The sequence below is a fragment of the Truepera sp. genome, from assembly GCA_032027045.1.
Classification (GTDB): domain Bacteria; phylum Deinococcota; class Deinococci; order Deinococcales; family Trueperaceae; genus JAAYYF01.
Window position 1 is genome coordinate 503,484 of sequence record JAVSMU010000001.1, and the last position, 18,968, is coordinate 522,451.

Here is an 18,968-nt window from a genome sequence, read left to right on the forward strand (position 1 = left end):
CTCGAAGATCAGTCCTCGGCTTCTGGGGGTACCTGCGCCTGCCGGGCCGCCGGAAGCGGGCCGAGCTTGCGTAAGAACTCGCTCTTGCGCGTGGCCCTGAGTCCGCTTTCGTCCAGGGCGGCCTCCAGCCGGTCGGGGTCCAGGGCCTCTCGCAGGAGCCCGAGCTCGGTGCGGGAGAACGCCTGCCCGTAAAGCTCGTGCTCCTCGAAGGCGCCATAGGCCAACGGCGCCACGGCCCTCGCGATCTTCGCCATCGCGTCGCCGTACACGCGGATCTCGTACTGGGCGTGCCAATCCATCCGCAACCGCAGGAAGTGGAAGAGGTTGCCCAGGTCGATCTGCCAGTACATCTCGGTGTAGAGGCTGAGCGGCAGGTTGACGCGCGCCAGTTCGCGCGCGATGTCCTTGGCCAGGAGCCCTTCGTACTCGCCGTAGGTGCGCGCCTGTCCGGCCTCGAGCGTGGCGATGACGTGCGCACGCAACTCGTCCGGCACGTCACGTGAGTCGCCGCCCTGCTTGTTGCGCGTGGCCTGGAAGCGGACCTCGTGTGGTTCCGGCACGTAGAACTCGTCGCGCATCACCGAGTAGCGGCCGCTGATCTCGTTGAGGCGCGCGGTGCGGTGGCGGATCCACTGCCGCGCCACGAAGATGGGCATCTTCACGTGGAAGGTGAAGATCACCTGCTCGAACGGGCTGGTGTGACGGTTGCGCAGGAGGTAGTCGATGAGGGCGCCGTCCTCGCGCACCGACTTGGTGCCATCGCCGTAGGAGACGCGGGCGGCCTGGACGATGCGGGCGTCGCCGCCCAGGTAATCGACCAGACGGACGAAACCGTGATCCAAGACCTTCAACTCGACGTCGAGGAGTTCCTCGGCGGCAGGCACTGTGACTCGAGCCATCGCGGTGAGGATATCAGGCATGCGGCGCCGGGGCGTTTACTCCGTGTGGTCGGCGGTCGGGCCGCACGCTTGCCCCGTACGGAAGCGGCGCACCCAGTTGGTCGGGCCGCCTGCCGAGCCGCGGCCCACTCCGGCTGCGGTCAGGACCCCTCCGAACGCCCCGGTCTCATTAGAATCCCATGAGTGAGAGCGTTCACGTTTGCGACATTTGGCGATTCCGATGCGGGAAACCGGCTCTCATGCCGGGTTCATCCGCCTTGACAATGAGGCCCGGAACGTGGTCTAATCCCCGTGGACCTGTGTCGTCCGCGGCCGCACTGGGAGGAGGTGTTACCTTTTGAACCGGCCGAGGAAGCTCAGGAACCCAGTGAGCAACGCGAAAACTTGACGCAACGCCGGCGAGGAAACTAGGACACTCACGGTTGGGGCGTCGGAAGTTTTGTGAAGCCCACTGTGCAAGCCACACTTCATAAGTTCAAGGGGTACGATTCCATGAAGAAACTAATCATCACGCTCCTGGCGGCAGTGCTGGCCAGCGGCGCGTTCGCGCAGTCCTCGTTCCCGGACATCCCGGCGAACCACTGGGCCGGCGACGCCGTTGACCGCATCGCCGACCTGGGCATCGTCATCGGTTTCCCCGACGGCACCTTCCGTGGTAACGAAGCTTTCACTCGTTACCAGGCCGCCCTCGTGGTCAGCCGCATGCTCGACGTCATCAACGATAACGTCAACTCGGCCCTCGCCCTTACGCAGGCCGACGTCGACTCGCTGCGCAACGCTGTGCAGGAGCTCGCCTCCGACGTAGCCGCCCAGGGCGTGAGGCTGTCCGCCGCCGAGAGCGCCATCGCAGGCCTCTCCGACGACGTGACCGCCAACACCTCCCGCCTCGACGATCTGGAAGCCGCCCTGGCCTCTATGCCTAGTGGCATGGATCCGCAGGTACTGCGCGATCTCCAGAACCAGATCGCCTCTCAGCGTGTCGCTCTCGACACCGCCCAGGCCCAGGCCGACGCCGCCGCCGCGCGCGCCGACGCCGCCTACAGCCTGGCCAACCAGGCCAACACGCTTGGCCGCCAGAACGCCGACGACATCGCTGCCGTCAACCGCGTCATCCAGCTCCTCCAGGCCGACGTCACGGCGCTCAAGAGCGCGCCCGCCCCGTCCGCCCCGGCCGCTGCCGCTCCCGTGGATCTCGCGGGCGTGAACTCGGCCATCGAGCGCAACCGCTCCGATATCGCCAACATCCGTGAATTCGTCATCCTCCTGCGCAGCAGCCAGGTCGCCCTTCGCGACCGCGTCTCCGCGCTCGAGGCCTCCGACGCCGCTCAGAACAACGCCATCGCGGACCTTCAGGACCGCGTGACGGCGCTCGAAGAGAACCCCCTCGGGATCTCGGGCAGCATCACGGCCAAGTACTACGTCGGCCGTACCATCGGCGAGGAGTTCGACGTCGACCGCGCTTATGGCCTGAACGCCATGCGCCATAACATGGGCGCCTCGGTCTTCTCGACCGGTGCCAAGGACCTCGACGGCAACAAGAAGCCGACGTCGCCCGGCGAAGTAGCTCAGGACCGCCAAGACATCACCCAGCAAACCGGCGATGTCACGGCCACCCTCAGCCTCAGCTTCGCGACCACCTTCGGCTTCGACGGAGAAGGCAGCCCCAACAAGCTCAACAACTTCAGCGGCGTCCTCGACATCTCCATCGGCAACCAGAGCATGACCTCCTACCCGACCGCTCTGAACTGGTTCACGGTCAACGAGTTCATGACCACGTTCGAGCCCATCGGCGCCTACCCGCTCACCTTCACGTTCGGCACGAACGTCGAGACGAGCTTCACGCCGTACGTCGTCGCCACTGACGAGCCTGGCTTCGTTGCCACCGTCGGCGCGCCCGACTTCATGGCGTTCCTCAACCCGGGCATCACTGCCGTCTACACCACCCCGGACCAGAACGACGACTACCTGCGCGGCCTGCGCCTCACCGTCAACCCCCTCGAGGGCCTGACGCTCGGCGGCAGCTTCGCCCAGTACGCCGAGAACGCCTACGACAAGGACGACTACCTGGCCAACAACGACCAGGTGACCGTCTGGGGCGTCGACGGCAACCTCGCCCTCAGCATCTTCGACCTCGGCTTCGAGTGGGCCAACGGCTCGGGTACGGGCGCTCATACCGCCGAATCCGTCCTCTACGCCACCCTCGACGTCGACACCGCCGGCCTGCCGATCCTTTCGAGCCTGGGCGCCAACTACCGCAACATCAGCGACGCCTGGACCTCGAACGGCTACAACCTCGGCGCAGCCGCCGGCGACTTCCCATTCGCGGAAGACCAGAGCGGCTTCGGCGTCAACGCCGGCCTCGGTCTGTGGGTCGTGAACCTCGACGCCTACTTCGACTCGTACAGCACGCGCGCTGGTGACAGCGCCATGTCGTTCGGCGTAGACGCCTCGGCCGACCTGTTCGCGGGCTTCAGCCTCGGTGGCTGGTACCACCAGGCCGCCGTCAACGGCACGACCGTCGACGACCTCGCCACGTACGAGGATGCCAGCGAGACCCAAGTTGTCCTCGCCGGTCTCGACATCGAGCGCGACAACAACTACAACACCGGCTTCGGCGTCACGCTCAGCCACGACGGCGCCGCGCCCAACGCCCTCATCTCCGGCCTCAACATCGATGCCGGCTACTCGCAGACCGAAGCGGACTTCAGCAAGACGACCCTCTTCGTTGACGCCGACTACACGCTCAACGTTTCGATCGTCTCGCTCACCCCGTACGTCGGTTACAAGATGGTCAACGACGCCGACGCCGGCACGGACGACACCACGACGCTCAAGGTGGGCGCCGGTCTCTCCACCACGCCGCTCGACGTCTACACCAAGCCGAGCCTCCTCGGCACCGTCAACTACCGCACGACCAGCCACGCCGACTTGGCCGTCTTCACGGCGAGCGAACTGCAGTGGAGCGTTGGGCTCGTCCTGAACGAGTTCATCTTCGACCACAGCGTCCTCACCGCCAAGTACGGCAGCTGGACCGGCACCAACGTCAGCAACGTCCAGGACAGCTTTGGGGTCGGCGACACCGCCACCCAGATCAGCCGTGGCGATGCCGACGGTACCGGCACCCAGTCGGTCAGCGGTTACGAGTTCATCTGGGACTACTACGACCTGCAGTTCGCCTACGGTGTCTACACCAACGACAACGCTGGCACGCTCTCGTCGGCGCAGGCCTTCCAGATCACGTACAAGGTCACCTTCTAAGCCAAGGTACCTGCCAGCCGGCAACCGCCGGAAACAGCTTGAAAGCGAGGCCCCGCAACCGCGGGGCCTCGCGCTTTATGTTGAGTGGAAGTCGACGCTTCGGGGTGGAGTCCTTGTCAGGGGCCTCCACCCGGTGGGTCTAGGTCGCTCCGCCGGGGCTTACCTCACTGGCCGGAGGGCCAACTCCTCACTGGCCGGAGGGCCAAGGACGGGTTCAACGTCAGGCGATCACGGTCAACGCGCCAGGTAGGAGCTCTACCTCGTACCTGGCGCTCAGCGGTAAGGCCTCGCCGTCGGCGTGGCCCGGCCTCGCGCTCTCCCAGTCGATGCGCAGGCTACGGCCACGGTGAAGCGCCACCGCAGGATGCCCCACGTGGAGGCCGCGCATGACCAGGGGCAAGAGCCGCATCGTGCCCACGCGGGTAAGGCGGTCGGCGATCACCACGTCGAGGAGGCCGTCGTTGGTCACCGCTTCCGGTGCGAAGAGGAAGCTTCCTCCAGTGCGTGGTCCGTTCTGGGCGCCGATCAGCAGGGCGGGCCCGTCGTGAACGAGTTCACCGTCCACGTGCACGCGGGCCGGGGGGCAGTCGAGGATGGCCAGCGTCGTCACCACCGAGTAGAGGTAGCCTGCCAGGCCGCGCAGGAGCCTCGGCGAGGTCCTGACCCGTTGTGCGACCTCGGCATCGAAGCCCGTGCCCAGCGCGTTGAGGAACGGCTCGCCGTTCACGAACGCGAGGTCCACGTCGCTCCTCTCACCCGCCACCAGCCGCGCTAGGGCATCCGGGAGGTCGTGGCGGTCCATGCCCATGCTGAACGCGAAGTCATCGCCCGAACCCAGTGGCAGCACCCCCAACACGCGACCGCAAGTGCGGTCAACGGCGGTGCCGTCGCGCAGCAGGCCCTTGACGACCTCGTGAACCGTGCCGTCGCCCCCGAGGGCCACGACGGTGGAGCCGCGTGGGGTGCCGGCGGCCAGCTCGGTCGCGTGGCCGGGACCCTCCGTGAGGTGAAGCTCATAGGCAACTCCGCGGGCCTCCAAGAAGGCGGTCACCAGATCCAGCGCCTTGCGGGCGCGGCCCTTGCCGGCGGTGGGGTTGAAGACGAGCTGCAACACGCTCGTGCACGATTGTATCCGGACAGGACGTTACACTTGCCGTATGTTCTCGCCGTCGAAGCTGTTCAACATGACGCGCGTGCCGACCGAGTTGGCTGCGCTCCTGGAAGTGGAGCTGCCGTGGGAAACGCTGGCGCTGCTGGACGAGTTCTGCGCCAAGCTCGAAGACTCGAGGCTCGGGTCGGTCCATCCGACGGCCGTCGTCGAGGGGCCGCTCGTGGTGATGGAGGGGGCATCCGTGGGACCTTATTCTTACCTGATCGGCCCCGTCCTGCTCATGCCGGGCGCCACGGTGGGCCACGCCGCGTTCGTCCGGGGCCCGGTCGTTATCGGCTCGGGCGCCCACGTCGGCCACGCGACCGAGGTCAAGCGCTCGTTGCTCCTGGGTGGGGCGAAGGCGCCCCACTTCAACTACGTGGGCGACAGCGTCCTGGGCCACGACGTCAACCTTGGCGCGGGGGTGAAGCTGGCGAACTTCAAGACCTTCGGCGACGAGATCAGGGTGGAGGGGCGCGGCACGGGACTCCGGAAGTTCGGCGCCATCCTGGGTGACGGGGTGAGCATCGGCTGCAACGCGGTCACGGCGCCCGGAACGGTCGTGGGGGCCAGGACCATCATCTACAACGGTGCCAGCGTGCGGGGCGTGGTGTTGCCCGACAGCGTCGTGAAGCTGCGCACCGAGCTGGAGACGGTCGAGCGACGCAAGTGAGCAGCGGTGGGCCGGGCAGGGCAGAGGAGGTCCCGGCCTGATCCCGCTTCGCGACCGGAACCCGCGGCTCTCGTGGCCGGTAGTCACTTGGGGCGTCGTGCTAGTGAACGTGCTCGTCTACTGGCACCAGTTCACGCTCGGCACGGGGCGGGCCGGCCTGATCTTCGTTTTCGAGCACGGCTTCGTGCCCGCCCGGTTCGCCGTCGAGCCCTTGGCGGCGGCGGGCACGCTGGTGACACACGCCTTCTTGCATGCCAATGCTCTGCACCTACTCGGCAACATGGTGTTCCTGATCGTCTTCGGCGACAACATAGAGGACCGGATGGGGCATTGGCGCTTCCTGGGGTTCTACCTGGCGGGGGCGGTAGTGGCCGCCTTGGCGCAGGCTGTGCTGGGCGGCGACCCGCGCACACCGCTGATCGGCGCGTCCGGCGCGATCAGCGCCGTGTTGGGCGCGTACATGCGCATCTTTCCTAGCCAGCGGGTGCAGGCGTTCATCCCGGTGCTGCTCGGGCCCTGGCTGGTGATGAGGTTCTTCTCCAGGCAACCCAAGTGGTTCGCGCCCTGGCTGCCGGCGTGGGCGTTCCTCGGGTACTGGGTGCTGGTCCAGGCCGCCGAGGCGCTCACGGCAGAGGCCGGGAGTGGAGACGGCGTGGCGTGGTGGGCGCACCTAGGGGGTTTCGCGTTCGGGGCGCTAGTGGCCAATAAGTTGGCCCACCGTGAGCGGCGGGCCAACGAGACCTACTTCGGTTGACGGGCGGGTTTCAGTTGGCGGGTTCGATGAGGCCGTAGTCGCCGTCGTCGCGCAAGTAGATCACGCTGACGAGGTCCGTTTCCACGTTGCGGAAGAGGAAGAACTCGTGCCCGAGGGCCTCCATCTGGACCGCGGCATCTTCCGGAGCCATCGGCCTCAGGACGTGCCGCTTGACGCGCGCAATGCGGGGCGGGCGGTCTTCCGCGGGCTCCTCCGGGGGAGGTGCGATGGTCTCGGTGCGCTGGGCGATGAGGCGGCCCTTGAAGCGCTTGAGCTGCCGCTCCAGTTTGTCGACGACCAGGTCGATGGCGGCGTACGTATCGAGGGCGCGCTCTTCGGCGCGGATCATTCCGCCCGGTAGGTTGACCTGGACCTCGACCTTCGCCGGGCTGGCGGCGTTCTTGTTCGTGTCGTAGCTCATGACGACGCTGGCGTCGACTATCTGATCCGAGTAGCGGTCCAGCTTCTTCAGCTTGTCCTCTGCGTACTGCCGCATGGCGTCGGTGACCTCGAGGTTGCGACCGGCTAGCTTGTAGATGTTCATTTAGCTCCCTTCGGGCGAACGTACAGCCTATGGGCCGCTCTACCCCGTCGGCGCAGGCGGTGAGGACCGCTTCAGCCTCCGGCGCCCGGGAGTTCATCCTACCATCAGGGCTTCGCACGAGAACCTCCGACGATCGACCGGATACCGTGTAGGCCGCAACAAAGTCTGCATGGCGCGGCGATGCTAGACTCCGGTCAGTGACTGATACTCGAGGCACCAACGGGCTGGGTTCCCAGGCGGTCGATAACGACCTTCGCGGCACGCGCGGCAACGGCGCTCGCCCGCAGAACGCGGGGTCGGTGCGCCACTGCCCAGCGGGTTCTGCCATCGAGATACTGCAGGAGAAGTGGGTCCTGCACATCGTGCACGCGCTGCTCGACGGCCCCAAGGGTTTCAACGAACTCGGTCGGGAAGTGGGAGGCTGCAACCCGACCACGTTGGCGCAGCGGCTAGCGCGGCTCGAGAACCTGGGCGTGGTCTCCCGGGAAGTGCTGCAGGGCGAGGCCAACGGGGCAGGCCTGCCGCGCTGCAGCTACGAACTCTCGGAATCGGGACGGGACCTCGAGGCCGTCATCGAAGCCATCCGTGCTTGGGCGGCAGCCCACCTCGTCGACTTGGAGCCGGAAGCTCCGAGTTGACGCTTTTCCTGTCCGGTCCTCGCCCGTCCGCTTCCCGCCGGTTCCTCAAGCCGCACAGAACGCGCCTAACGCTCGTCGCGCCCAACGTGACGGCCCCTGTTCAGCTTGCGCTTGAGCCGGTCGACGTTCGCTCGCAACTCGTCGTTCTCGCGCCTTAGGGCCTCGTTCTCGCGCCTCAAAGCCTCGTAATCGGTCGCGGGCGGCACGCTGTCGGGCCCCACCGGCGTGCCGGCCGCGGGGGCCGAAAGATCCTCCGGTGGAACCATGTTCGCGGGCCGTGCCGTGGCCGGGCTCGAGGCCTCGCCCCTTTGCACCACGGCGCCCCGCGCTCGTGGAGGCTGCCAAGTGGAGAGGCTCTCGAGCGCCTCGTCCAACGAGGCCGTGTTGCGAAGCTCACGCGCCTCCGCCGCCGTCGGCTCGCTCGCCTTGCGGAGCATGAGTCTGAGCGCGCGCTCCTTGAGGTTCTTGTCCCCTAATGGGCGTGGAAGAAGCAGGTCGACTTGCGCCGCTTCCGCCTGCTGGCGTTTGCGTTGAGAGATGCCGTGGCCCGCGTCGGCGTCGGTGGTGACGATCACGGGAACGTGCGCGAGGCGCGCGACGCGCTTGAGGCGCGAACAGATAGCGAAGCCGCCCAGGTCGGGAAGTTCGAAGGAGGCGATCACGAGGTCGGGGGTGCGGGCGCGAAGGTACTCGAACGCGGCGCGCGCGCTGGAGACGCCGGTCACCTGGATGCTCGCGTCGCTGAGGAGCATGTCGACCAGTTGTGTTTGAAGCTCGTCGGCCTCGACCAGCAGGACTTCGAAGCGGTCGCTCATGGTGCTCGTCCCCTTACTCGCCGACCAGAACCACCCAGGCTCGCCCCTTAACCCCGGCGAACCGGGAGGTTCGCCATCAGGACCACGCGGTCGCCTTGCTGCTCTACCTTCACGTCCAGGTCGCCCTCGTCCGCTGGGAAGTACTTCTTGATGACGGTGACCAGCTCACGCTTGAAGGCGTCCATGTTGGCCGGGGTGATCTTGGCGCGGTCGTAGGACAGGACGAGCTTGAGGCGCTCCTTGAGGTTGTCCTTGCTCTTGCGTCTACCGAACAGGCCTCCGAACATCAACCCGCTCCGAACAGGCGGCGGAGGCCGGCCAGGAAGCCGGAGGGTTGGTCGAAGCTCGGATAGGCCACCTCTTCGCCGCGAAGGCGCCTCGCTATGTCGCGGAACGCGGCGCCGGCGGCTATCTTCGGCCCCTCGTCGAGTGAGGCGGGGTTGCCGACGTTGGTGGACACCAGGATGCGCTCGTCCTCCGGGACGATGCCGATGAGCTTCACGCCCAGGATCTCGAGGACGTCGGTGACCTCGAGCATGTCACCGCGCCGCACCATCTCCGGGCGCAGGCGGTTGACTATCAGCCTCACCTCGCCGATCTCCCGCGCCTCCAGCAGGCCGATGATGCGGTCGGCGTCACGCACGCTGGAGACCTCGGGGTTGACGACGACCAGGGCACCGGTGGCCGCGCTGGCAGCCGTTTGGAACCCCGACTCTATGCCGGCGGGACTGTCGATGAGAACGCGGTCGAAGCCCTCGTCCTCGAGGAGCGACTTGATGGTGTCCTTCATGCGGGACTCGGAGAGCGCCGACTTGTCGCGCGTCTGAGAGGTTGCGAGCAGGTGGAGCGTGTCGACACGCTTGTCGCGGATCAGGGCCTGCCTCAGCTTGCAGCGGCCCTCGAACACGTCGATCAGGTCGTATACGACCCGGCCCTCGAGGCCCATCACCACGTCGAGGTTACGCAGGCCCACGTCGGTGTCGATGACGCAGACCTTCTCGCCTAAGCGCGCCAGCGCCGCTCCGACGTTAGCGGTTGTGGTGGTCTTGCCTACGCCGCCCTTTCCGGACGTCACCACGATGGCTTTGGCGTTCACAGTGTTGCTCCTCCTGGGGTCTTCTAGGCTTCGTGGAGCATACCACCAGCCGGCAGTCCCTCCACGGAAGCCCCGACCCCCACGACCGCGGACGACGGCAGCGGGGTTCAGGCCGCCGACAGACCCGCGAACTTGATCAGCAGCCGCTTGGCCCCGGCGCTTTCGAACACCACGGTCACCTCGGCGCGCGCGCCCTCGCCGCTTACGCCGACCACGGTGCCCAAGCCGAACTTCGGGTGCTTCACGCGCTCGCCGCCGCGCAGGGTGAGGCCGCCAGGCCCGACTGCGGGCGCCGCGCCACCCGTCCGAGCGCCGGTGGGGGCGGTGGGCGGCGACCAGACGTTGCGCGAGAACTTGTTGGCAGAGCTATTCGCCTCGAGCTTCTGGCCGAACACGTCCGTCTCTTGCAGCAACTGGGACGGCACGTCTGCCAGGAACCGGCTGGGCCTGGCGGGCTCGGTGCGGCCGAAGATCAGGCGCGCCTCGCAGTGCACGAGGTAGAGCTCCTCCTGCGCTCGCGTAATGCCGACGTAGAGGAGGCGCCGCTCCTCCTCGATCTCGGGCAGCGAGCCGGTCGAGCTGCGGTGCGGCATGAGGCCCTCCTCCATGCCGACCAGGAACACGACCGGGAACTCGAGGCCCTTGGCGTTGTGGAGGGTCATCAGGGTAACGGCGTCGTCGATCTTCTCGCCGTTCACGGCCTCGACCGCCCTGTCGTCGACGCTGCCAAGGAGTGCCGCCTCGTCCAGGAACTCGGCGATGCTGCCGCCCTCCTCCTCCTGCCACTCGGTGATGGCGGAGAGGAGTTCTTCCAAGTTCTCGATGCGCCCCTGCGCCTCGTGCGTGTCCTCGGCCTTCAGGGCGTCTAGGTAGCCGGTGGCGTCGTAAACGAACTTGAGGAAGTTGGCGGCGGGCAACTCCTCGGCCGCGGCGGCCAGGTCGTCCATCAGGTGCACGAACTCGGCCACGCGTTTGGCGCCGGGAGTGCCGGCCAGGACCTCGTCGGCCGCGCGGCAGGCGCCGGCGAACGGCCGTTGGTTGCGCGTTGCCCAGGCGACCAGGCGCTGCTCGCTGGTGGCGCCGATGCCACGCCTCGGGCGGCCCAACACCCGGCGCCACGCCACGTCGTCGGCCGGGTTGAGTGCGGCCCGGGCGTAAGCCAGCACGTCCTTCACCTCGCGCCGGTCGTAGAAGCCCACGCCCCCCACTATCCGCCCCGGGATGTCGGCGCGCCGGAGGGCCTCCTCCATGACGCGCGATTGCGAGTTCGTCCGGTAGAGCACGGCGAAGGCGTCGTAGGGCAGTTCGCGCTCGGCGCGGATACGTTCCACCGTCCGGGCCACGAAGTCGGCCTCTGCCCGGTGGTCGGCCGCGTGGTAGACGCGCACGACCTCGCCCTCGCCCTTGACCGGCTTGAGGGTCTTCTCGATCCGGCCCTGGTTGTGGCCGATGACGGCGTTCGCGACATTCAGGACGCTGCCCACCGAGCGGTAGTTGAGTTCCAGGCGGTAGACGGCCGCCTCCGGGTGGTCCTGGCGGAAGTCCAGGATGTTGCGAACGTCCGCGCCGCGGAAGGCGTAGATGCTCTGGTCGGGATCGCCGACGACCATCAGGTTGTCGTACGTGCTCGACAGCAGGTTCGTGAGGCGGTACTGCGCCGGGTTGGTGTCCTGGTACTCGTCGACGTGAATGAAGACCGCGCGCTGCTGCACGCGCTCGAGCACGTCGGGGTGGGCCTCGAAGAGGTCGACCGTGCGGCCTAAGATGTCGTTGAAGTCGACGGCGTTGGCGGCCGTGAGGCGTGCCTGGTACTGCCGGTACACGTCCTCCACGAGCTCGATGCGCAGGCCGGAGACCACGGGCCCCCAGACGCGCTGGCCCTCGCTCGCGAAGAGCTCGGGCGTCCAGAGGTGAGACTTCGCGCGGTCCACGATGGCGCGCAGCGCCCTGGGGCTGGCTTCGCTCAGCCCTTGAACGTTGCGGAGGATGTCCTTGAAGAGGTCGAGTTGGTCGCCGTCGTCGTAGATGGCGAAGCCCGGCTGGAGCCCGATGCGCTCCCCGTAGGCGCGCAACACGCGCAGGCAGGCGCTATGGAAGGTGCTTACCCACAGGTCGCGCCCGGGCAGTCCGATCAGCTCCTCGACCCGCTCGCGCAGTTCGCCCGCGGCCTTGTTGGTGAACGTCACGGCGAGAACCTGCTGCGGCAGGACGTCGTGCTGTTCCAGCAGGTAGGCGATGCGGTGCACGACCGTGCGGGTCTTGCCCGAGCCGGCGCCCGCCAGCACGAGGGCGGGGCCCTCGAAGTGCGTCACGGCGCGCCGCTGTTCGTCGTTCAGCGGCGCCAGGAGTTCCATAGCCAACACGATTGTCGAGCATAACCCGGGTCCGCCGGCGGCCCGGCGGAGGGGGAGACGTTGGCAAGCCCGCGCCGGACGCTTGCCGCCGCCGCCCTCCCAAGAGGTACCCTACGCTGATGACGAAAGCCGTCTGCTTCGACCTAGACGACACCCTAGGGCACTACGCTGCCGATTTCGGGGCGTTCACGGCCCTGGTTCGTAACGAGCTCGGCCTCCACCAGTGCGACACCAACGCGTTCGCCAAGCTCGTCTCGAGCGAGCTGCGTAGGGATGGCCCCCTGACGTTCGAACTGGTCTTGCGGCGCGTGCTGGACGGGCTGGAGCAGCGCCCGCCCGCCGACCTCGCGCAGCTCGCCGCCACCGCCATGGCCTGGTACGCGGCCGACTATCGCGCACTGCCCGGAGCCGCCGAGCTGCTGGCCGACCTGGATGCCAGGGGCGTCAAGCTGGTGCTGGTGACGAACGGCCCCGACGACATGCAGCGGGCCGCCCTGCGTGCCCTGGGATTCGAGCGGCACTTCCGCGCCGTGCTGGTGTCGGGCGACCGCGACGTTGCCGCGCGCAAGCCTGCCCCGCGCATCTTCTCGCTCGCGCTGACGGCGTTGGAGGTCGTGCCCGAGGAGGCGGTGATGATCGGCGACGACCTGGACGCCGACATCGGCGGCGCGATCGATTACGGGCTCGAGGCCATCCACGTGGGCACGCCGACCGCCCCGGTCCCCGCCGGCGTGGGCCAGGCGGCCGACCTCGCGGCGGTGCGGCGGCAACTCGCCGAGCTCCTCGGGCTGGGCGAGCTGCTCGGGGGCTGAGGCTCGGCCACGGACGCGGCGAGTCCGCGAGGAACTCGTCCGTGCAAGCGCATTGCGTGACGGCCAACCCCAGCCGCGGTACGCCCCCTCGCACGTGGGTAGAATGCGCCTATGACCGAGACCGACATGGCCTTCTACCGGGCCTGGGCCGAGCTGCTCGAGTGGATGCGCGAGTACGCCGCCCAGCATGATGGCGTCAAGTTCGTGAAGCAGGGAGACTTCACCGACTACATCTACCGCATGGAGCGCCCTTACGACCTACCCACCACCGTCATGTCGGCAAGCCTGTCCACCCCGGCCGACGAGCCCATCCTCTTTGCCTCCTGCAGCCAGCGGGCAGCGGCGTTCAAGGAGATCTCACTGCGCCCGTTCCAGTCGCACATCTACAGGAAGCTGACCCTCGCGGAGGACGGGCGTGGGCTGATGGAGGGCCCCAGGCCCTTCACCAAGGAGCACCTGTTCCGGCTGGCCGATGGCGTGTTCGAGGTGGCCGCCACCTAGGCAGAATAGGACGCCCAAGCCGGCGGGCTGCCGCGTTCGACCGTCAACTCGGCGGCCCGTCGACTCAGCGGCCCGTCGACTCGGCAGTCGCTCAACTTGGCGGCTCCTCGATCCCGCAGTTCCCTCAACCCAGCAGTTCCTTACGGAGGCGGCTTGCCATTGCCTCCGCCACCGTTGCCGCTCGCAAGAACCCCCGACCCCCCAGTGCCCCGAACATGAGGACGCCTCGCGTCAACCGCCGGGCCACGGGCTCGCCCGACGGGCGCTTGGCCCTCGCGCCGACCCAGCGCGTCAGGGTGGGGGCGGCGGCGACCGCCGGCACGTGCCACGACAACGCGCGGCGCAGGTCGTCGTCGAGGCGGGCGCCTGGCTCGGCGGGTACTGCCGTGTGGCCGCCGCTCACGTACACCTCGTCCGTGCCGAACGCCGCGACGACGGAGCCCGCCACCGGATAGGGCGCGTCCACCGCGGCGCCGAGGACCCGCGCCTCGCCCCAGACGGTCTCGAACTCCGGCAGCCGGAAGCCCGGTGGGCGCTGCGCCCCGAGGCAGAGCACCACCTCGCGCGCTCGCAGGGGGCCGGAGCTGGTGTCGACGGTCACGCCGTGCGCGTTCGCCGTCAGCCCCCCGGCGCGCACGCCCCTTAGAGTGACGCCGCCGCGCGCCGCGGTCGCCGTCTCGAGGGCTCCCAGGAGCTTGCCGGGGCGCACCCAGCCGCCGCGCCCCACGAGCATCGCCCCGTGCGGGGCATGGTAGGCGGCCGGCACCTCGGACGGCTCCAGCCAAGTGGTGCCCTCGAGGCGCTGCCAGCCACGCGCCTGACGGGCGTTGTCGGCAACCCGGAGGACGCCGGTCCGCCTCGCCCCCGTCTCGTGGCCGCCTCCCTCCAGCTCGGACGTGAGGGACCAGAAGCCCGCGAGGCCCGCCAGGTCGGCGGCGGAGGCGCGCCCGCTGCGGCCCCGGTTCGGGTTGAGCAGGGCGGCCGGGACGCTCGAGGCGCCCCCGGCGCGTGTGCCGCCCTCGTCCACCAGCAGCACCCCAACACCCTCGCGCGCCAGGCAGTAGGCGAGGGTCGCGCCGGCGATGCCGCCGCCCACCACCAGCACGTCCACGGCGCCGCTCGGCAGCTGCACGCTCATGTGGCCGCGGCCGGCTTCAGCGCCACCAGGACCTCGCGCTTGCCACCCTCCGGCCCGCCGACCTTGCTCACGCTCAAGCCCTGCGACTCCAGGGCGCGGCGCACGTCGCCGGCCACGGTGAAGCTCACGAGGGCGCCCCCGGCGGCCAGCCGCCCCGCCAACCGCGCCAGGAACTCGGGTGACCAGAGTTCGGGCTGCTCGGAGGGGCTGAAGGCGTCGTGGTAGATGGCGTCGGCCCGCCAGTTCGAGCCCACTTCCCACGCCGGCGAGAGGGCGTCGCCGACGAACAGCTCGAGCCGAACGCGCCCGTGCTCGAAGACGTGCCGGCCGCTCGCCACGATCTCGCCGAGGCCCGCGCGCCAGGCGACGAGCGCGTCCGTCACCGTCGAGGGCGCGAGCAGCTCCGCATAACGCAACTCCCGTAGGGTGTCGGCCGAGGGCGGTGCCAGTTCCAGGGCGACGTACTCGAGGGGCGCTGACGCCGCCTGCGCCGCGGCGGCCGTCACCAGGAAGTTGAGCCCGGCCCCGAAGCCGACCTCCAGCACCCGGCCGGCGCGTCCGTCTGCCAGCCTGGCGGCCATGCCGCTGCCCTCCAGGTAGACGGCGTGCGCCTCGCTCAAGGCGCCGTGTAGCGACTTGTAGGCCGCGCCGCGGGCGCTCGAGAGGGTGCGCGAACCGTCCTCGGTGACGATGACGGTTGGGGGGTCTTGGCTCACGGGCAGATGCTACCCCCAAGGTGCCCGCCTTCCAGCGTTCTCACGATGTTCGCCGTTAGACTCCGAGGCCCGGCTGGTGCGGGCAGAATGTAGGAGGATGGTGCGCTTCTTGGAACTTGCCGGTAACGCCGTCGCGCAGACGTACCGCGCGGCCAGAGACTGGCTCCTGGGCCTGCTGGCGGGCTTGGAGGGCGGGCCGCTCGACCCCCGCGGCTGGCAGCTGCTCACGTGGCTCGTGGTCCTGGGGCTGCTCGCCGTGGTGGTGGCGCTGCTGGCACGGGCGCGCGGCAGGAAACGCATGCGGCTGCCCGAGATGATGATCTCGCATGGCGAGGTGCTGCTCGTCGGCGAGCCGGGCACGGATTACGTGGCGCCCGGCGATGGGGGGCTCGGGGCGGGCCTCGAGGCCCCGCCGCGGGCGCAGCACCTGCTGAAGCTGGCGCTCAGCAACCTGAACCCCTACCCCGTGCAGCTCATCGAGCTGGCCGTGCGCACGCGCGGCAGCAGGCTCCCGGTCGTGGCCGAGGCGGGCGCCGTGGTGCCCCCGAACGCTGCCGTCGACGTGTCGGCGGACCTCTTCGACCTGCCGGGTGACGAGGGCGTGGTGGAGCTCTACCTCTTCAGTGGCCGTGTGAAGGGCCGGCTCTTCCGCCTGGTGGCGCCGCTCGAGTGGGAACCGTGGGACCAGCGCTACCGCGTGAAGGCCCTGGAGGGCCGCACCGTGCCGGCCCGGCGGTTGGCGTCGCAGGAGCGCCGGCGGCGAGAGCGGAGGGCGTTCGAGTCGTCGCGGAGGCGGGAACGGCGTAAGGCCAGGGCGCGCCGCGCCATGGAGCGGGCCGAGAGCCTGAAACGGCAGGTCGAGGAGTACCGGGTAGCGCGTGCCGAGCGCAGCCGCGTTGCGGGCGAGGCGGCCGAGGCCGCTGCCGCGGCAACGCGCGTAGCGCCGGAGCGGCCCGCGCGCCGGACGCTGGTGGACGTGCCGGGCGACGCGTCGGTGAAGGGCCCGCCCCTGCGCCAACCGAATCCTCCCGAGGAGCAAGGCGAGCGCCACGGCGGGTTACGTTTCCCGGACGAGTTCTGAAGCGACCGAACTGCGCGGGGTAGGTGCCGGCCCCGCAGCGCGCGCGGCTTATGCTGGGCGGCCGGAGGCTCTCGATGAAGATCGAACGTGTGGAACTACGCGAACTGGCGGTGAACCTGCGGTTCCGCTTCGAGACCAGCTTCGGTCTGGAACGGGACTTGCACAAGGTGCTTCTCGTGGTGCATGCCGGAGGCCTCGAGGGTTACGGGGAAGTGACCGCCAACCGCGAACCCGGGTACAGCTACGAGACGGCGGCCGTGGCGTGGACGGCCCTGGAGCAGTACGTGCTGCCGCGCGTGGTCGGCAAGGAGTTCCACACCCCCGCCCAACTGCTCGGGGCGCTGGGCGCCATCCGTGGGCACAACATGGCCGTGGCCGCGCTGGAGACTGCGTTCTGGGACCTCCAGGCGAAGGCGGCCGGCGTGCCCCTATGGCACCTCCTGGGCGGGGTGAGGGAGAGCGTCGCGGTCGGAGCCTCGCTCGGCATCCAGGCGTCGGTAGAGGCGACGGTGGACGAAGCGCGGCGGCACGCGGACGAGGGCTACCGGCGGCTGAAGTTCAAGATCAAGCCGGGCTGGGACGTAGCGCCGCTGCGTGCCGTGCGCGAGGCGCTGCCTGACATGGCGCTCACGGTGGACGCCAACAGCGCCTACCGCCTGACCGACGCGCGCGTGTTCCGCCAGCTGGACGAGCTGGGCCTCGACTACATCGAACAGCCCCTCGCCCACGACGACATCGTCGACCACGCCAAGCTGCAGGCGCTGCTCCTCACGCCCATCTGCCTCGACGAGTCCGTCCACTCGGCCGCCGACGCCCGCAAGGGCCTCGAGATCGACGCGGGGCGCGTGATCAACGTCAAGCTCGGCCGCGTTCGCGGGCACCTGGAGGGCCGGCGCGTACACGACGTGGCGCTCGCCTTCGGGGCGCCGGTGTGGTGCGGCGGCATGCTCGAACTCGGCGTGGGGCGCGCGCACAACCTGCACATGAGCACGCTTGAGAACTACACGCTGCCCGGCGACACGGCGAGCGCCGGCCGCTACTGGGGCGACGAGGACATAATCGACCAGCGGCTCGACGCCGTTGACGGCATTCAGCGCATTCCGAACGACGGTCCCGGACTTGGCGTCACCCTACGTAGGGACCTCATCGAACGTCTCACCGTGCGGAGCAGCGCCGTCTCGGCCTGAGTCGGGAGGGGTGATGGGGCCCGGATTCGGGGCCGACAACGACCCGGCCTTGGCGTCCGCGGCGAGGCCCCACGTGTCTGCGCGCGGCGTGAGGATGAGACGCGCGTGCCGGTCGAAGGTCAGGTACTCGTAGGCCCAGTTGAACAGGGCGGAGAAGCGGTTGCGGAAGCCGGGCAGGTAGATGAGGTGGAGGAACAACCACCCGAGCCAGCCGACGAAGCCGCGCAACTCGAATGAAAGCAGGGCGGGCGAGAGCTCTGCCACCCCGGCGTTACGGCCGATGATGGCCATGCTGCCCAGGTCGCGGTAGTGGAAGGGTTGCCCGCTGCGCCCCTGCAGGCGCCGCTCGATGGTCCTCGCCACGTGCTTGCCGCCCTGAATGGCAACCTGTGCCAGCTGGGGGAGCAGCTTGCCGCTCTTGTCCATGGGGCCCGCCACGTCGCCGATCGCGAAGATCTCGGGATGGCCCGGCAGGCTGAGGTCGGGTTCGACCTTCAGCCGCCAGCCTCGCTCCAGGCCCTCTCCCAGGTCGGCCGCTAGCGCCTCGCCCACCGGGTGGGCGCGCACGCCGGCCGCCCACACGGTCGTCCGGGTGGGTATGGTCTCGCCCGAGCGGAGCACCACGGCGTCGGCGCGGACCTCCGAGACCGTCGCCCCCAGGCGCACGTCCACCCCGCGGCGGCGCAGCACCTTCTCGGCGTAGCGCTGCGAGCGCTTCTTGAACGGCGCCAGCACCGCCGACCCGGCCTCGACGACGACGACGCGCGCGAGTCGCATGTCGAGCTCGGGATAGTCGCGGCCCAGCACACGGTTGAAGAGCTCGACGAGCGCCCCGGCCATCTCGACGCCCGTGGGCCCGGCGCCGACTATCACCACCGTGAGGGCGCCCTTCTCCACCAGGCTAGGGTCGGCGGCCGCCGCCTCGAAGGACCTCAGGATGTGCGAGCGCAGCACGCCCGCGCGTTCGAGGCTCTTCAAGACGAACGCGTTCTCCCTCACTCCCGGCGTATCGAAGTCGTGGTACACGGCGCCGGCGGCTATCACCAGGTAGTCGTAGCCGACCCTGTCGCCGCCCTTGAGCAGGACCTGCCGTTCTTCGTGATCGAAGCCCACCACCTCGGCCTGGCGGAAGCGGAAGTTGGCCTGGTGCTGGAAGATGCCCCTGATCTGGTAGGCGATGTCGCTGTTGTCCAGGGCGGCCGTCGCGACCTGGTAGAGGAGCGGTTGGAAGGTGTGGAAGTTGTTGCGGTCGATCATGAGGACGTCGACCGGCGCCTTGGCGAGCTTCTTGGCCGCAGTCAGGCCCCCGAAGCCGGCCCCGATGATCACTACTCTCGGACGGGAGGACATGA

The 18,968-nt window shown here is 68.9% G+C and carries 18 protein-coding genes; 8 read left to right on the forward strand and 10 right to left on the reverse strand.

Going from position 1 to position 18,968, the window contains the following annotated elements:
- Positions 1-8: 8 nt before the first annotated feature.
- Positions 9-899, reverse strand: coding sequence for an FAD-dependent thymidylate synthase (gene thyX / locus ROY82_02205; protein MDT3681280.1), 891 nt, complete (start codon positions 897-899; stop codon positions 9-11).
- A 492-nt stretch (positions 900-1,391) separates the two neighbouring features.
- On the opposite strand from thyX, the gene ROY82_02210 reads away from it, so the two are divergent.
- Positions 1,392-4,157, forward strand: coding sequence for an S-layer homology domain-containing protein (locus ROY82_02210; protein ID MDT3681281.1), 2,766 nt, complete (start codon positions 1,392-1,394; stop codon positions 4,155-4,157).
- A 220-nt stretch (positions 4,158-4,377) separates the two neighbouring features.
- On the opposite strand, the gene ROY82_02215 is transcribed toward ROY82_02210, so the two are convergent.
- Entirely contained in the window at positions 4,378-5,271 is an 894-nt protein-coding gene (locus ROY82_02215; protein MDT3681282.1) for a diacylglycerol kinase family lipid kinase, read from the reverse strand.
- A gap of 43 nt (positions 5,272-5,314) precedes the next feature.
- Here ROY82_02215 and ROY82_02220 point away from each other — a divergent pair, with 43 nt between their 5' ends.
- Both ROY82_02220 and ROY82_02225 read left to right on the forward strand, forming a co-directional pair.
- A complete protein-coding gene (locus ROY82_02220) occupies positions 5,315-5,980 on the forward strand; it encodes a hypothetical protein (protein MDT3681283.1) in 666 nt (221 codons plus the stop codon).
- Between the two features lie 97 nt (positions 5,981-6,077).
- Complete coding sequence (locus tag ROY82_02225) at positions 6,078-6,734, forward strand: rhomboid family intramembrane serine protease (GenBank protein ID MDT3681284.1); 657 nt, start codon at positions 6,078-6,080, stop codon at positions 6,732-6,734.
- 10 nt (positions 6,735-6,744) lie between these two features.
- On the opposite strand, the gene raiA is transcribed toward ROY82_02225, so the two are convergent.
- Positions 6,745-7,278: a ribosome-associated translation inhibitor RaiA gene (raiA, locus tag ROY82_02230; GenBank protein ID MDT3681285.1), complete on the reverse strand. Its 534-nt coding sequence runs from the start codon at positions 7,276-7,278 to the stop codon at positions 6,745-6,747.
- A gap of 197 nt (positions 7,279-7,475) precedes the next feature.
- Here raiA and ROY82_02235 point away from each other — a divergent pair, with 197 nt between their 5' ends.
- On the forward strand, positions 7,476-7,916 hold the full coding sequence (locus ROY82_02235; GenBank protein MDT3681286.1) for a helix-turn-helix domain-containing protein: 441 nt from the start codon (positions 7,476-7,478) through the stop codon (positions 7,914-7,916).
- A gap of 65 nt (positions 7,917-7,981) precedes the next feature.
- Here the strand turns inward: ROY82_02235 and ROY82_02240 are convergent, their stop codons facing one another.
- From ROY82_02240 to ROY82_02255, 4 genes are all read right to left on the reverse strand, one after another.
- Positions 7,982-8,731: a response regulator gene (locus ROY82_02240; protein ID MDT3681287.1), complete on the reverse strand. Its 750-nt coding sequence runs from the start codon at positions 8,729-8,731 to the stop codon at positions 7,982-7,984.
- 47 nt (positions 8,732-8,778) lie between these two features.
- Positions 8,779-9,018, reverse strand: coding sequence for a cell division topological specificity factor MinE (minE, locus tag ROY82_02245; protein MDT3681288.1), 240 nt, complete (start codon positions 9,016-9,018; stop codon positions 8,779-8,781).
- Positions 9,018-9,827, reverse strand: coding sequence for a septum site-determining protein MinD (minD, locus tag ROY82_02250; GenBank protein ID MDT3681289.1), 810 nt, complete (start codon positions 9,825-9,827; stop codon positions 9,018-9,020). The genes minE and minD overlap by 1 nt, the downstream gene beginning before the upstream one ends.
- Positions 9,828-9,934: 107 nt before the next feature.
- A complete protein-coding gene (locus ROY82_02255) occupies positions 9,935-12,181 on the reverse strand; it encodes a UvrD-helicase domain-containing protein (GenBank protein ID MDT3681290.1) in 2,247 nt (748 codons plus the stop codon).
- Between the two features lie 119 nt (positions 12,182-12,300).
- Here ROY82_02255 and ROY82_02260 point away from each other — a divergent pair, with 119 nt between their 5' ends.
- Positions 12,301-12,993 (forward strand): HAD family hydrolase, encoded by a 693-nt coding sequence (locus ROY82_02260; GenBank protein ID MDT3681291.1) that lies wholly within the window; start codon positions 12,301-12,303, stop codon positions 12,991-12,993.
- Positions 12,994-13,104: 111 nt separating this feature from the next.
- The gene (locus ROY82_02265) at positions 13,105-13,494 is read left to right on the forward strand and encodes an NADH-quinone oxidoreductase subunit 15 (protein ID MDT3681292.1); all 390 of its coding nucleotides are present in this window, start codon (positions 13,105-13,107) and stop codon (positions 13,492-13,494) included.
- Positions 13,495-13,618: 124 nt separating this feature from the next.
- On the opposite strand, the gene ROY82_02270 is transcribed toward ROY82_02265, so the two are convergent.
- Both ROY82_02270 and mnmD read right to left on the reverse strand, forming a co-directional pair.
- Entirely contained in the window at positions 13,619-14,632 is a 1,014-nt protein-coding gene (locus ROY82_02270) for an FAD-dependent oxidoreductase (GenBank protein ID MDT3681293.1), read from the reverse strand.
- Positions 14,629-15,348 (reverse strand): tRNA (5-methylaminomethyl-2-thiouridine)(34)-methyltransferase MnmD, encoded by a 720-nt coding sequence (mnmD, locus tag ROY82_02275; GenBank protein ID MDT3681294.1) that lies wholly within the window; start codon positions 15,346-15,348, stop codon positions 14,629-14,631. The genes ROY82_02270 and mnmD overlap by 4 nt, the downstream gene beginning before the upstream one ends.
- A 97-nt stretch (positions 15,349-15,445) precedes the next feature.
- Here mnmD and ROY82_02280 point away from each other — a divergent pair, with 97 nt between their 5' ends.
- Together ROY82_02280 and menC are read left to right on the forward strand one after the other, a co-directional pair.
- The gene (locus ROY82_02280) at positions 15,446-16,429 is read left to right on the forward strand and encodes a hypothetical protein (protein ID MDT3681295.1); all 984 of its coding nucleotides are present in this window, start codon (positions 15,446-15,448) and stop codon (positions 16,427-16,429) included.
- Between the two features lie 74 nt (positions 16,430-16,503).
- Complete coding sequence (gene menC / locus ROY82_02285) at positions 16,504-17,616, forward strand: o-succinylbenzoate synthase (GenBank protein ID MDT3681296.1); 1,113 nt, start codon at positions 16,504-16,506, stop codon at positions 17,614-17,616.
- Here menC and ROY82_02290 read toward each other — a convergent pair.
- The gene (locus ROY82_02290) at positions 17,560-18,966 is read right to left on the reverse strand and encodes an NAD(P)/FAD-dependent oxidoreductase (GenBank protein ID MDT3681297.1); all 1,407 of its coding nucleotides are present in this window, start codon (positions 18,964-18,966) and stop codon (positions 17,560-17,562) included. The two genes, menC and ROY82_02290, sit on opposite strands and share 57 nt — an antisense overlap.
- Positions 18,967-18,968 lie beyond the last annotated feature (2 nt).